The sequence below is a fragment of the Bradyrhizobium sp. ARR65 genome, assembly GCF_000472385.1.
Lineage (GTDB): Bacteria > Pseudomonadota > Alphaproteobacteria > Rhizobiales > Xanthobacteraceae > Bradyrhizobium.
Genome location: NZ_AWZU01000090.1, coordinates 1 through 14,161, shown reverse-complemented (window position 1 = coordinate 14,161; position 14,161 = coordinate 1). Strand labels below are relative to the sequence as shown.

The following is a 14,161-nucleotide window of genomic DNA, read 5'->3' as shown; positions in this document are numbered from 1 at the left end:
CGATGGAAGTACCAGGCGTCGGCTTCCTTGTCGTGCGTCCAAGTCGACTTCTGCACGCCGGGAAACACAATGCCCTTGTTTGCTCCGGTGGGCTTCCTGTCGGCCCAGACATACCAGTTGCGATGGGGTGACTCCTTCGAGCTGCGCGCCGACTTGAACCAGTCGTGTTCGTTCGATGTGTGATTGACAACGAGGTCGATGATCACGCGGATGCCGCGCTGCTTGCAGCCATGCGTGAACTCGACGAAGTCGCCGAGCGTGCCGTAGCGCGGGTCAACGCCGTAATAGTCCGAGATATCGTAGCCGTCATCCTTGCAGGGCGACGGTTGAAACGGCATTAGCCAGATCGTAGTGATGCCGAGCCCGTGCAGGTAATCGAGCCGTCTGAGCAGCCCCTTGAAATCGCCGATGCCGTCGCCGTCCGCGTCCATATAGGTGCCGACGGAAAGGCAGTAGATGACACCGTTCTTGTACCAGAGATCGTCGATCATCGCAGGCCGCGGCCCCGTGTTGGGATGCAGCGATAAGCGTAAGAGATAGCTAACGGTTCCCTGACGTGCGGCGTAGGGCGACCGAGTAGTCGACGAAGCGAGCGAAACGGAACCGAAATAGGCACAATCGTCTGGTGATGATTGCCCGTCGAGTCGGCTCGTGTGCGCATACCGACGACAACCAATGTTCGCCCAAATGCCGGCCCGGCGGCTTTGCTATTCAAGGACGGTGCCCCTATGATTCCGCCGATCGGGACGGGAGGGAAGCCGCTAGGGGTTGGGCCTTTCTGGCGGCGTTGCAACAAGCCCGCGCGGCTCAAAAGTCACGTCCGAAAAGACGTTCGTCGTCCCGTCACCGAGCGCCTCATCCAGCGCGTTGCGGATGATGCCGGGCTCGGTCTCTTCGGCATCGCGGATGATGCGCGCTTCGTGAATCTCTTTGCGGGAGACGCCGACATCAGCACTGTTCGCTTTCGGAACAGTGCGATCACCACCATTAGCCCTTTGACTCCGCCGCGCTCTTGCGCCGCATCGTATTCATCGGCAAGCCTGCGCTTCGATCTCGAGCGCATCGGCCTGCGCGCGATATGCAGCAGAGATGAGCTCGTCGTGAGCCTGCTTCGCCTTTCCGAGGCGGGCCGCCTTCTTCGCGGCATCATAAGCGATGGAAGCGAGATCGCGCGCCTCGAGGACCTCGGCGGCGCAGGCGGGCTCGGGCCGCGGTCCCGTCCGCCCGTCGAAACTTGCAAAAATCTCCTACTGCAATTGCAAGGCCGCGCGCGCATGTTCTATTCCGACAAGGAGTGCAGCCCTGGTGACTTGGAAACTATCGCGCGAAGACTGGCAGGATCGCATCCGCAAGGCAGATTCTCTTCTTCCTGATCTGCCAAAGCTCAATGAAAAAGCAGCCAATCGGGCCGTCGAGATTTTCGATCAGCTTCGGCTGCCGGACGTGCCAGGCATGCCGCTGCTCCGGGATGCCGTCGGCGATTGGTTTCGCGAGATCGTGCGTGCGCTGCATGGGTCGATCGATCCGGTCACGCGTGAGCGCATGATCCGTGAGCTATTTTGTTGATCCCAAAAAAGATGTCAAAAACGACCAACGGTGCGGCGTTGATGCTGACTTCGCTGTTGATCAATGAGCGGCCAAATACAGAGTTTCTCTTGGTCGCGCCATCGCATCTCATTGCGGAAATCTCATTTAGGCAGGTCGAAGGGATGATAGCTGCTGATCCGCGGCTCTCTCGCCGAGAATATACTCACGTCCAGCCGCACTTGAAGAAGGTGAGTTGGCTAAAGACCGGCGCCACTCTTCAGGTCAAGTCGTTCGATCCCAATGTCTTGACCGGCGTCAAGCCGGCCGGCGCGCTGGTCGATGAGCTACATGTCGTCTCGGCCGACGCGAACGCGGACCGCGTGATCGGCCAGCTCCGCGGCGGCATGATCTCTCAGCCCGAAAGCTTCCTGTTGTTCATCACGACGCAATCAGAGCGGCCGCCGGCGGGCGTCTTCAAAGCCGAGCTCGACAAGGCGCGTGCGATCCGTGACGGAAAGCGCGAGGGCGCCATGCTGCCGGTGCTTTACGAATTCCGGACGACATCGCGGCGGACAGAGAAAAGTGGCAGGATCCGCTTAACTGGCCAATGGTCCTGCCGAACCTCGGCCGAAATCTCACAATCGAGCGGCTCAAGAGCGAATTCCAGACGGCGAAAGACATCGGCGAAGAAGAGTTTCGCCGCTGGGCATCGCAGCACCTCAATGTGGAGGTTGGACTCGCGCTTCGGTCCGATCGCTGGGTCGGCGCCAACTTCTGGGAAGTCTGCGCAGATCGGAGTGTCACGCTAGACGCGATCATCGAGCGCTGCGACGTCGTGACGTGTGGCATCTATGGGGGCGGGGCCGACGACCTGGAAGCGCTTGCTGTAGTTGGCCGCGAGCGCAAAACGCGGCGTTGGCTCCATTATGGGCGGGCCTGGGCCCACACCTCAGTGCTTGAGCAGCGGAAGGAGATTGCGCCTCGGCTTCGTGACTTTGCCGCTCAAGGCGCCACGTCTGCGACAGCAGATCGTCGACGTAGTCGTCCTCTTCGAGATCGCGAAAGCCCTTTACGAAGGTCTGCTCGCGCAACTTCGCGATTTCCTGAAAATAGATGAGCGACTGGTGTCCTCCGCTCAGGGCGGGAAACGAGCATCGATAGACGTAGTAGAAGCTTGTCGTGAGGCCACCGTGCGCGGCATCGCTGAAGAGCTACACGTCCAGGGTATCAGGGCTCCTCGTGGTGACATGTGGCATCCTACGGCCGTCTCGCGGCTACTCACTCGCATCGAAGGCGCAGGCAAATGACGAGCGACGTTCGGCGCTGTGGCGTGTGGCGCTCGCGCAAGGCCCGTAGTCACAGGCTGTGCCCAGACGCACGAGAAAATTTGGGTCCCATATCGAGCACCGGGCGCCTTGCGGCAACGTTCGGCCCCCTCGACTTCAAAAATCGGGGCTAAAGGCCTTCCGCCGCCGCCAGACTTACGGCTGCAGCGTGCGACACGAGTCCTCCGAAATGAGCCTCGGGATCAGTCGAGGAAATACAACCGGCCGCAGTCCGCAAGCCGCAGCGGACGTCGCCGCTCTGGGTAATGCGGACCAAGATTGAGCCCACCTGAGATAGCCGCGACCTCACCGACTATGCAAGAAAACTCTCAGTCACCGTGAGGTTCGTCGCCCGACGCAACATGCAGGCGCGGCCTCGCGGCGTTACCCGTGATGATTTTTTCGATCGCGGTGCTTGCGATCGTCTTCGCGGTCCTGCGCCGGATCGTGAACTCGCCGTTTGGACTGCTTTGCAAGGCCATCAAGGATGACAGCTTGCGCGCACGCATGATCGGTGCCCGAATCTATCCCAGACTCATCATCATGTACGGCATCTCAGGCGTCGTCGCGGGCATCGGCGGAGCGATCACGGCCATCAATACCGGAGTGGTGGGCCTCGACAGCGTGAGCTTCGAGCGTTCCGCCGAGGCGCTGGTCATGCTGGTCGTCGGCGGAGCCGGCAATCTCTGGGGAGCGCTGTTCGGCTCCGTGATATTCCAGCTCTTCGAGCACTATGTCTCGGCCGCCAACCCATTTCATTGGATGACCATGTTGGGAGCACTGCTGGTCGCCATCGTGCTTTTTGCGCCTCAAGGACTGACTGCCGTGGCCGTTCACATGGCGCGACGGGCTGCGCCGGTCGTTTGGAGAAGACCATGAGCGGGTTTCTCCTCGAACTGAAGTCCATAAGCAAATCGTTTGGCGGTCTTCGTGTCAGCGACGATATATCTTTCGGCTTGCGGGAAGGAGATCGCGTGGCGCTGATCGGGCCCAATGGAGCCGGCAAGACCACGCTGGTGAACGTCATCTCCGGAGACCTGAGCCCGTCCAGCGGAACCATCCTGCTGAATCGTGAAAACATCACCCAGCTTTCGATACCGGGACGCGTCGCCGCAGGGTTGATCAGGACATTCCAGATCACCCGCCTGTTCTCCAGCCTGACCGTCGCGCAGAATGTCGCGATCCGGTCATGCAAAGGAAGGAGCTGACAAGACGTCTGTTCTCGAACCTTGTCGACAACCCCGAGGTCCGGCGCGAGTGGGAAGACACATTGAAGCTGCTCGGCATCGCGCACCTTGCGGAATGGCCGGTTGCAGGACTGGCCAGCAGCGCCTGCTCGATCTGGCGATAGGGCTTGCACTCGAGCCGAAAGTGCTGCTGCTTGATGAGCCCGCTGCCGGCGTACCATCCCACGAGACTTCGAGGATCATCGAAGCGATCAATCGACTTCCGCCGAAGATCGCCGTGCTGATGATCGAGCACGACAAGGATCTCGTCTTCAAATTCGCTCGGCGCGTGCTGGTTCTGGCAAACGGTCGACTGATTTTCCAGGGAACGCCGGACAGGTGACGAGCCATTCGGAAGTCCGTCGAGCCTATTTGGGCAAATATGAAGATGTCCGTCGCGCGTCTTGAGGTAAGGAATCTGAACGCTGGTTATGGTCCTACCCGGATCGTATCCGGCATGTCGTTCGAGGTCCCTGCTGGCGGACGTCTGGCTATCCTGGGACGCAACGGGGTCGGGAAACCGGACGAGACCGTGAGAACGGCGGCATGCGGCGCGGTCAGCAAGTGGGGAAGGAGAGCGGCGGTCAATCGGGTCGGACCAAGCAGGTTGGTCGAGATCGTAGCTTCAGCCGTCTCGGTCTCTTCGGAAGTTAAGTCTTCGGGTCGCATGATGCCGGCATTGTTGATCAGCACGTTTAGCCCTGGCAATTCGTCGGTCACCTGTCGGGCGAACGACTTTATGGCGGCCGCGTTGGTTACGTCCAACTGCCGCGCTTCGATGCCGGGATTCGCCTTGACCACTGCGCTAAGCCTGTCTGCGTCGCGTCCGGTGATCACGACCTTGTTGTTCCTGGCGTGAAACGCCTCGGCCAGGGCGCGACCGATCCCGCTGCCGCCGCCCGTGATCAGGACCGTATTGCCTGTAAGCTTCACGATGCACTCCTTTGATTTGAATTTGGTCACAAGGGATAACTACGACGCCAGGGTACGGCTGAGGCGGGCGGCGAGAAGGGTAGTTGAGCGCGGCTTGGTCGCCGGTCAGCAAATCGTGTCTTGGGGGCCTTGATGGCCCAGAAAAAGTCGCTCCGCACCATGGAGGAATCCGACATTGAACACCGATCCGCCGATGTCGGCGAGCCGCACGTTCCGCTGCTTCGGCATCACTTTCTGCCGTTCGTCAACGTTGCTGACGGTAATTCCCTCGTCGGCGCGTTTGCCGTCCTCGATCAGGCTCTCGCTGAGTGTCCGAGTGAGCGAGATATTCGCGATGTCGGTTCATCCCCCGCGCGTGCGGACGTCTTGCACCGACGCGCGAATGCAGCGAGACGGCGCAGGAACTCAGTGTAGCCGGGAGCTCAACACCGGCGGCTACGGAACGAGCTCCTGGATGAGTGTCCCGGCTTCCTTAAGGTCCGCCGTATCGAATCCTTCGGTGAATTGATCGTAAACGGGCCGCAGCAGCGATAGGGCCTCCTCGCCTCGATCTTGGCCCTGCCAAATGCGCGCAAGAGCGCACGCAGAACGCAGCTCATAGCAACGCGCACGCTGGCGCCTAGCAGTCTTCAGGCTGGCGACCAGCAGACTCTCGATTTCATCAGCCGCCGCTCGGTGGGTTTCAAATAGCAAGCGCGCCTTGATGCGAAGCGCTTCGGCCTTCGCCCAACGTTCGCCCGTATCCTTTGAGACGGCGAGCGCGTGGTCAACGGCCTGCAATGCGGCGTCGCTGCGGCCGATCTTGGCGTAAGCCTCGGCTTCCAGCATCAGGAAGGTCGGCAACCACAGTCGCGCTCCCGTCCCGCGCCAGGCCGTAACGCCTGCCCGTAGCATCTCGATCCCTTCGCTGATCTCGCCACGGCAGATGGCGGCCCAGCCCTGAAAAATACGGCCACAATTGATCCAGTGCGAAAATCCATGCTCCGTGCACAACGAGACGACTAAATCCGCAAAAGATTGCAGGTCGTCCGCGCTGCGTCGGAAGATTTCCATGAAACCGCGGGCATGACAAATCGTGTAAGCCAGGGTGTGCGGGTGGGATAGCTCGTCGGCACGTCGCACTGCCGCGTCTGCGACCTTGGTGGCCTGATCAATGGAACCCAGATGCCAGAGAGCCCAACTCAGGTAGCACAGCGCCGCCGCGCCGATGTCCTGGCCATACTGGTGTCGTAAACCCGCATCGCGCTGCGGATCGTAGAGTGCTCGTGCTCGCTGGAGATGGCCCAAGGCCGCCGTAAACTCTCCGCTTGTCAGACAGGTGGTCCCTAGCAAGCGATGCGCAATGCAGAGCGATGCCGCCTCTTCATGCCGTCGCGCCGCGGCAAGAAACTCTTCGGCCGCCGACTTCTGCCCAGAGGAAACACCGCCGACGTAATAGGCTGCCCATAAGCCATAGAGTATCGCAAACTTCGCGGTGTGGTCCGACAGATCGTTGATGAGCGCTTTCGCCCGAAGCAGGATCTCCCTGGTTTCCGGCGCCGCGTAACCGCGCATTGCGATCGTCGCTTGACCCAGCATTGCCTGAAGCCTCAGCGCCGACTGCGCGCGCTCCGGACCCTCGGGAAGCGATTGCAGCAAATCGATTGCACGCGTCAGGTGTCCTATGGCCTCGGCATTGGCGGACTGTTCGATGGCCAGTGCTCCAGCCTTTTGCAAGTAGTCGATGGCTTGTCGCGGGAGACCCGCCTGCGCGAGATGGTGAGCAATGAGTTCGGGCTGGGTTTGAATGGTCTCGGGGAACGTTTCTTCGAGAGCACGGGCAATACGGGCATGGAGCTGCCGACGTTTGCTGCTCGGCAGCGTGGCGTAGGCAGCATCCTGAACCAGCGCGTGCTTGAAATTGTAGGTCGAGTCAGGCGGTTCGCCCCGCACCAAGATCAATTCGGGACTGGAGAGCTGCGCGAGTGCGGAGCGCAGCGCGGCAGGGGACATCGGCGCAACCGCGGCGAGCAGGCGATAGGAGAATTCACGGCCAATCGCAGCGCCAATCTGCGCCACCTCTTTGGCCGCTCCAAGCTTGTCGAGACGTGCCATCAACGAATCGGCCAACGTCACCGGTATTGTTACTAGTGACAATTGACCTCCGCCAATATACGGGCCACTTGATTCCTGGAGTAGCCCGGACTCAAGGACTGTCTTTGTGAGCTCCTCGACGAATAACGGGATGCCGTCGCTCTTGGCAATGATCTGCTCGCAGATCTGATCGGGCAACGGCTTGCCCCCAGCTACATCCAGGACGATGTCCCGGGCATGTTCGCGCTCCAATCTATTGAGCCGCAGAATGCTCACGTGCGAGTGTTCGAGCCAGTGCGTGAAGAACTCTGGCCTGCAGCTGACCACAACAAACACCCGTGCCGCCGTGATCGACGCGATGATCCGGCCGAACAGCTCCAGCGTGCTGGAATCGATCCAGTGCGCGTCCGCAAGCTTGATGATGAGAGGCTGTTTGTGTGCAAGCGCGAGAATTTGCCGGACCAGCGCGGCAATCGTGAGATCCTTCCGCCGGCGCGGCGTCAGTTCTTGCCACAGGCGGCGATCGCCCGGCGTCGGCGGGATCGACAGCAGTGCGGCATAGAGCGCCATGTCCGTCGAACTTGCCGGACCAATCTGGGACAGCGCCGTTTCCAGCTTTTCGAGTCTTGTTTCAGGCGTGTCGTGGCGATCGAACCCGGCCGCTTGCTCGAGCTGGCCGATGATCGGATGAAATGGGCTGTTGACGTGGTGCGCCGAGCACTGGTAGCGAATGGTGATGTGCGGCTCGCTCGCGATGCAATCCAGAAAAGCCTCGCACATCCGCGATTTGCCAATACCTGCCTCGCCACATATCAACGCGACTTGGCCATTGCCGGCGGTGGCTCGCTCCCAGAGCACCAGCAACTGATGCAATTCTTTCCGTCGTCCGACGAAACGCGTCAGCTTCTCGGTGCGGTTCGCCTCAAATCGTGTCCTAGCTGGCCGTCTTCCGGTTACGCGATAGGTCATCACCGGCTCAGAAACTCCGTCCGGCTGGTGGAACATTGGCCCTTCGAGATCAAACACCCGGCCAATGAGCCGGCGGGTAGCAGCGGTGATCATGAGCGAATTTGGAGGCGCGGTCATTCTCAACCTCGCCGCCAACACCGGCGGCTCTCCGATGATCTCCTGTCCCCGGTCGACGAGGACCAGCCCGGTCGTGATGACGGTCTGCACCTGAAGCGGCGCGCCTGAGCCGGATCGCATCTCTCCGACTCTTCCGATCAGGTCGAGCGCCGCCTGCACGGCGCGTTCGGCATCGTCCTCATGGGCTTGCGGATACCCGAACAACGCGAGAATTTCCTCGCCCATCGACCTCGCGATCGATCCGCCCATACGCTGGATCGCAGCCGTACAAGCGCGCTGGAAGTTGTGGATGACATCCCCGATTTCCTCGAGATCGCCGTCCGCCGCGAGCGTCGTCGCGCCCGCAAGCCCGCAGCTCAGCAAGGTTAGCTGTCGCCTTTCGGGCTCGTGCCCGAGCCGATCGAGCTTAGGCGGCTCAGGCTCCGTTCGCGCGATGGCCGCCGACGGTGCTTCGCTCGACTCGATGTTTCGCGGCCGCGCGGCAAATTTATAGCCGCCGCCCGATACGGTGAGGATGAATCGCGGCACCTTGGGGTCTGGCTCGATCTTGTGCCGCAAGCGGCGGACGAGCATATCCACGCTGCGATCAAAGGCATCTGCGCCGTGGCCCGCGACTACGCGACGGAGTTGGTCCCGGGACAGCACGCGCCCGGGATTGCGAACAAAGATTGTCAGCAGCGCGGCCTCTGAGCGGGTCAGCGGCACCTCTCGGCCGCCGGCGTCGACGAAGATGCGGCCAGCCAGATCAAACCTGCAGCCTTCGAAGCACAGAACCGCCGGTCTGTTGTCGTCGTCCGGGTTCGGCGGAGGTGCCACTAGTTCTGCGAGCCGCGCCAGAAGCTGTTGCTCATCTAGTGGTCGCAAAGGAAATACATCGGCGGGCAACAGCGAATGGTCCGGCCCCTCGTCCGCCGCATCCGCCAGCACAATCATTTTCGGAACCGCGCCGCGTAGCTCTCGCAAGATTGCCGCGGCGGCTGGGCCGCAGCCCATTGCCACGATCGCAGCCTCAACCGTTCCACCCGCAGCCAGCTTCAGCGCTCTGTTGCCATCCTCCGCGAGCTCCACAGTGTGGCCGGCCGACTGGAGGGCTCGCGCGATCCTGGCGCGGGGTTCCAGTTCATCTGCAACGACCAGAACGGAGTTTCTATGGGGCATGCGCAACTCACCCCATGAAAGAACTGTTACATTTTTATTACAATTTTGAGCGGGAATTTGTTCCAGCCGTTGGTTTAGTGTTCTCGCGAAGCGGCCTCAATTGAAGGCCGAAACGTCATACGCAATTACCAAAAACTGCGCGGTTATTCTGAGCGCCGTGCCGCCCGAATCCAGACGAAAGTGAGGGGGCGCGGATTATTAGCTTAGGCGCGAAGGGAATTTCTTTTCGTTTCATGCTGATTGACGGGGTTGCTCGAAGCCTTCTTTTGAGATCCGGAATTTTTGCAAAGCCATTGACCGTTTCCTAGCAAGCGTCGTCGATCCCAGCAGCGGAGGTTCATTAGCTTCATGCTGCAGAATACCGCCTACAACACGACCTTGTTCGATGTCGCCACCCTGGATGAGGCGAAGCGGATCATTCTGTCCCCCGAAAGCGGGCGCACGACGGACGAGCGCTGGGCGCAAGAACTAATCATTGCTCCGGCATAATCCGTCGGTCGGATCAGTAGACCGACGCTGTCAGGTGCCGCATTTGCGACTGCTTGGAAGTACTGATGGCAGAGACATCAAGTAAGGCTGGCACAACAGCAATTGCGATAGATCGAGGAGGAGACGGATATCAGATCGTTGGGGCCCTAACTCGATGACAGTTAAGGTCACACGGGTTTCCTTTACAGTGATACCACGCTCGATGATCCATTGGACAGAGAACTCCCGGTTCAAGAATGGAGGACCAGATCATGACGCTTAGCTTTTCAGAGACAACTTATAGTCTTGGCGCGACCCAATGGGTTTCCATTGGCGATCTCAACGGTGATCGGAAGCCGGATCTGGTGTACACACAACCAAACAATAATGTTGTAGGAGTTATGCTAAACACTGGAAACGGAACATTTACATCGGATGGAACGTATTCAGCTCCGGTTCCTCAGAACGGCATAGTTGCCGACCTCAATAATGATGGCAAGCCCGACATCATCGTCGCCAACACATATAGCTACTCATTAGGCGTGTTTTTAGGCAATGGCGATGGGACGTTTCAGCGAGAGGTGAACTATCCAGCGGGTAGCGTTATTCCCTCTGTCGCTGCAGCGGATCTCAACTCTGATGGAAAATTGGATCTCGTAAGCACGAGCTATTACGATCAACAAGTTTCCATTTTGCTTGGAAACGGGGACGGCACGTTCCAGCCGAGATACACGGTACCGGTGGGGGCAGTGTCGAACTATGGTGTGACCGTTGGAGACTTGGGGAATGGTCATCAGGACATAGTGGTCGCCACTCCCGGCACAGGCGGCGTAGCCAACGATACCATCTCAATTTTGATGGGAGACGGTACTGGTGCGTTCGCTACTCCAATTACTCTTCACACCCGCGACGTTCCTCTTTATACGACGATAGCAAATTTGGGCAATGGACACCCGGACCTTATCGTCGCCAATCGGGACAGCAACTCGGTTCAGGTGTTCCTTGGCAATGGCGACGGGACATTCCAGCCGCCGCAAGCCTACGCCATAGGAGGCTCATCGTATACAGTCGCTGTCGGCGACGTAAACGGCGACGGAATCCCGGATGTCGCTGTGGAGGTCGGGACGCCGAACGGCTCCGAGGTCGATGTTCTCCTTGGTAATGGAGATGGGACTTTTCAGCCTGAACAAGCGTTCCCCGTGCCAGGGGGGGTCACGGGTTCTATCGCGATGGCAGATCTGTTTGGGAATGGCAAACAGGACATCGTTGTCACCACCGACGCCGGATTGGATGTGCTTACGAACACGTCCACACCGCCAGATACTCCGGACGGGCCAGAGGCCCCAACGCTGACGGCGCCATCTTCTCTGAACGTGACGGCCGGCGGGTCGACGCCAGTGGGCATCACAGCGTCGCCGGTCGATTCCGACGATAAGCTCTCGGTGACTATCAGCGGCGTTCCGCTCTTCGAGTCGATAACGGCACCAAGCGGCGACACTGTAACCAGCCAGTTGGTCCATGGCGGCGGAAGGGGGGACACGCTGACCTTCACAATAACCGCACCCACCGGGCAAAGCGTTAGCGGCCTGACGCTGAACTCGACGTTCGCCGGAAAAGGGCACCCGGTGAATACCTTCACAGTCACGGCCTCAAATAGCACGAGCGGGGAGACGGGGACCTCGGCGGCAAAAAGCATTACAGTTACGGATCCGCCGACGATATCGCAAGGCTATACCTACACCACCCTCAACGATCCCTTGGCCACAAATGGCACCAGCCCCAATGGGATCAACAACCTGGCGCAGATCGTCGGGGCTTATGTCGATGGCAGCGGCTTTCATAGCTTCCTCTATAGCGGCGGCAGCTACACCACGGTCGACGATCCATCGGCCACAGCTAACACCGCGATAGCGGCGGGCGCCACAGGGATCAACAACAATGGCCAGATCGTCGGATACTATGCCGACGCCAGCGGCACGCAGCACAGCTTCCTCTATAGCGGCGGCAGCTACACAAACTTCGACTATCCCTCTGCAACAAACACTTTGGCCCAAGGGATCAACGACAACGGTGAAATCGTCGGATATTATAATAATGGCGACGGCAACCACGGCTTCGTCGATAACGGCGGCGTCTTCACCACGCTCGATGATCCCTTAAACACAGGTGGTAACACCGGCGCCGGAGGGATCAACGACAATGGCCAGATCGTCGGGACTTACTACGACGCCGGCGGCATCTTTCATGGCTATCTTTATAGCGGCGGCGTCTTCACCACGATCGATGATCCCTTGGCCACGCAGGGCACCGCCGCCCAAGGGATCAACGACAATGGTCAAATCGTCGGGTACTATATCGATAGCAGCGGCACCCACGGCTTCCTCGATAGCGGCGGCATCTTCACCACGCTCACCGATCCCGTGGCCACAGGCGAAACGGCCGCCTTCGGGATTAACGACCATGGTCAGATCACCGGCGTTTATGACGATGCCAGCGGCAGGCACGGTTTTCTCGCTTCCCCAGACCAGGACGATGGCCCCGAACCGCCGGCGCTGACGGCGCCATCCTCTCTGACGGTCCCGGCAGGCGGGTCGAAGCCCATGGGGATCACAGCGTCGCCTATCGATTCCGACGACACGGTATCCGTGACTATCAGTGGCGTACCGCTTTTTGAGTCAATCACGGCGCCAAGTGGCGATACCGTTACCAGCCAGTTGGTCCATGGCGGCGGAAAGGGCGACACTCTCACCTTCACTGTAAGCGCGCCGGTTGGGCAGAGCATTAGCGGTCTGACGCTGAACTCGACTCTCCCCGGAAACGGGCACCCGGTGAATACCTTCACAGTGACGGCATCAAATAGCACCAGCGGGGAGACGGGGACATCGGCGGCGAAAACGATCACCGTTACGGATCCGCCTGCGTCCGCCGCCTCGGGACCTACCAACCCCCATAGTCTGTCCGATCTGATGTCGCAGTTCGGCAGCCATGACGCCACCACCTTACCAAATCAATTGAGCGGCGGCAGTGTAGGTTCTCTTACAAACACGAACGGCTCAATCCCCGACATCGCGGCCCTCACCGAGCACTTCATGGCTGCGCCTTTCGTGAGCGGCGGCGCATTGGGGCTGTTGCCCAGTTCACTAACAACCGCGGAAGAGCAAAGATCGTTTTTGGCCCTCCATCACGGATAAAGGTGGGCGGGGGGCGCAGGACGGCGCACTCGTTCAAGTCAGTTTCAACACAACACCCTTGGCGAGAGGTAAAAAAAATGACCGATTATTTGTACACGGAACTCCATGATCCATCGGCCACCGGCCTTAACACTGTGCCACAAGGGATCAACAATCTCGGTCAAGTTGTTGGCTACTACAGCGGAACGCCGAACGGCACCGACGGCTTTCTGTATAGCGGCGGCAACTACACCACGATCGATGATCCCTTGGGTGTGGCGACCTCCGCCCAGGGAATCAACGGCAGCGGCCAGATTGTCGGAGCCTATAGGGATGCTAGTAACGTCGCACACGGGTTCCTTTATAGTGGCGGGAACTACACCACGCTCGATGACCCCTCAGCCGCCGGCACAACCGCAGCCTTTAGCATCAACAGCAGCGGCCAAATCGTCGGTTACTATAATGACGTTAGCGGCGTTGCGCATGGTTTTCTCGACACCGGTGGGAGCTATACTACGCTCGACGATCCGCTGGGAATCAACGGCACCTTTGCCGAGGACATCAACGACAATGGTCAGATCGTTGGGGTTTATTACGACGCCAGCAACGCCAGGCACGGGTTCCTCTACAGCAGCGGGAACTATACCACGCTCGACTATCCCACGACGCAAGCTGGTAATGGCACTAACGCCCGCGCTATCAACAACACGGGCCAAATCGTTGGCCGCAGTAACGACGACAGGCCAGACGGGAACGGTTGGCTTTACAGCGGCGGCACTTACACCACGCTCAACGATCCCGCGGCGGCGGCAAATGGCAGTGGCACCCAAGCCAACGGGATCAACGATAGTGGTGAAATCGTCGGGTACTTTTACGGTAACGGCTATACACACGGCTTCCTTGCCACCCCCGTCGAGGGGCCGGATACGGGCCCCGAACCGCCAGCGCTGACGGCCCCCGCCTCTCTGAACGTGCCGGCAGGCGGGTCGACGCCTATGGGGATCACAGCGTCGCCGGTCGATTCCGATGATGCGCTGTCGGTGACTATCAGCGGCGTTCCGCTTTTCGAAGCCATAAAGGCGCCTAGTGGCGATACCGTCACCTACCAATTGGTGAAAGGCACGCGCGGCGCGGGCGACTCGCGCACCTTCACTATAACCGCCGGTACTGCCGGACAGGCGATTAGCGGTCTGAC

General features: G+C 59.8%; 8 protein-coding genes and 4 pseudogenes. 8 read left to right on the top strand and 4 right to left on the bottom strand.

Features of this window, described 5'->3' with window-relative positions; all coding sequences use genetic code 11:
- Positions 1-491, bottom strand: a 491-nt coding sequence (locus F758_RS0141495) for an alpha-amylase family glycosyl hydrolase (RefSeq protein ID WP_024513304.1), incomplete at its 3' end; no start/stop codon positions are given.
- 237 nt (positions 492-728) lie between these two features.
- On the opposite strand from F758_RS0141495, the gene F758_RS47005 reads away from it, so the two are divergent.
- Both F758_RS47005 and F758_RS47000 read left to right on the top strand, forming a co-directional pair.
- Entirely contained in the window at positions 729-1,373 is a 645-nt protein-coding gene (locus F758_RS47005; protein WP_024513303.1) for a hypothetical protein, read from the top strand.
- 204 nt (positions 1,374-1,577) lie between these two features.
- Positions 1,578-2,336 carry a terminase large subunit domain-containing protein gene (locus F758_RS47000; RefSeq protein ID WP_051387204.1) on the top strand — a complete coding sequence of 253 codons (759 nt, stop codon included), beginning with the start codon at positions 1,578-1,580 and terminating at the stop codon, positions 2,334-2,336.
- 6 nt (positions 2,337-2,342) lie between these two features.
- Here F758_RS47000 and F758_RS53680 read toward each other — a convergent pair whose 3' ends face one another.
- Positions 2,343-2,666 (bottom strand): hypothetical protein, encoded by a 324-nt coding sequence (locus F758_RS53680; RefSeq protein WP_502689227.1) that lies wholly within the window; start codon positions 2,664-2,666, stop codon positions 2,343-2,345.
- Positions 2,667-3,251: 585 nt separating this feature from the next.
- Between F758_RS53680 and F758_RS45995 the strand changes: the two are divergent.
- The 3 pseudogenes from F758_RS45995 to F758_RS52590 form a co-directional block, all read left to right on the top strand.
- Positions 3,252-3,731, top strand: a pseudogene (locus F758_RS45995) (branched-chain amino acid ABC transporter permease); the annotation flags it as partial.
- Positions 3,728-4,486: pseudogene (locus F758_RS53675) on the top strand (ABC transporter ATP-binding protein). The pseudogenes F758_RS45995 and F758_RS53675, both read left to right, overlap by 4 nt.
- Positions 4,467-4,598, top strand: a pseudogene (locus F758_RS52590) (ABC transporter ATP-binding protein); the annotation flags it as partial. The pseudogenes F758_RS53675 and F758_RS52590, both read left to right, overlap by 20 nt.
- Before the next feature lie 59 nt (positions 4,599-4,657).
- On the opposite strand, the pseudogene F758_RS0141470 reads toward F758_RS52590, so the two are convergent.
- Positions 4,658-5,011 (bottom strand): annotated as a pseudogene (locus tag F758_RS0141470) (SDR family NAD(P)-dependent oxidoreductase); the annotation flags it as partial.
- 435 nt (positions 5,012-5,446) lie between these two features.
- Positions 5,447-9,097, bottom strand: a complete 3,651-nt coding sequence (locus tag F758_RS0141460) for a winged helix-turn-helix domain-containing protein (RefSeq protein WP_198026708.1) — start codon at positions 9,095-9,097, stop codon at positions 5,447-5,449.
- Positions 9,098-9,676: 579 nt separating this feature from the next.
- Between F758_RS0141460 and F758_RS50515 the strand changes: the two genes are divergently transcribed.
- From F758_RS50515 to F758_RS0141445, 3 genes are all read left to right on the top strand, one after another.
- Positions 9,677-9,817: a hypothetical protein gene (locus tag F758_RS50515; protein ID WP_157450487.1), complete on the top strand. Its 141-nt coding sequence runs from the start codon at positions 9,677-9,679 to the stop codon at positions 9,815-9,817.
- A 251-nt stretch (positions 9,818-10,068) separates the two neighbouring features.
- Positions 10,069-12,987: an FG-GAP-like repeat-containing protein gene (locus F758_RS46990; protein WP_198026707.1), complete on the top strand. Its 2,919-nt coding sequence runs from the start codon at positions 10,069-10,071 to the stop codon at positions 12,985-12,987.
- A 77-nt stretch (positions 12,988-13,064) separates the two neighbouring features.
- Positions 13,065-14,161: DUF3466 family protein (locus tag F758_RS0141445; RefSeq protein ID WP_024513299.1), on the top strand; the 1,097-nt coding region annotated here is incomplete at its 3' end.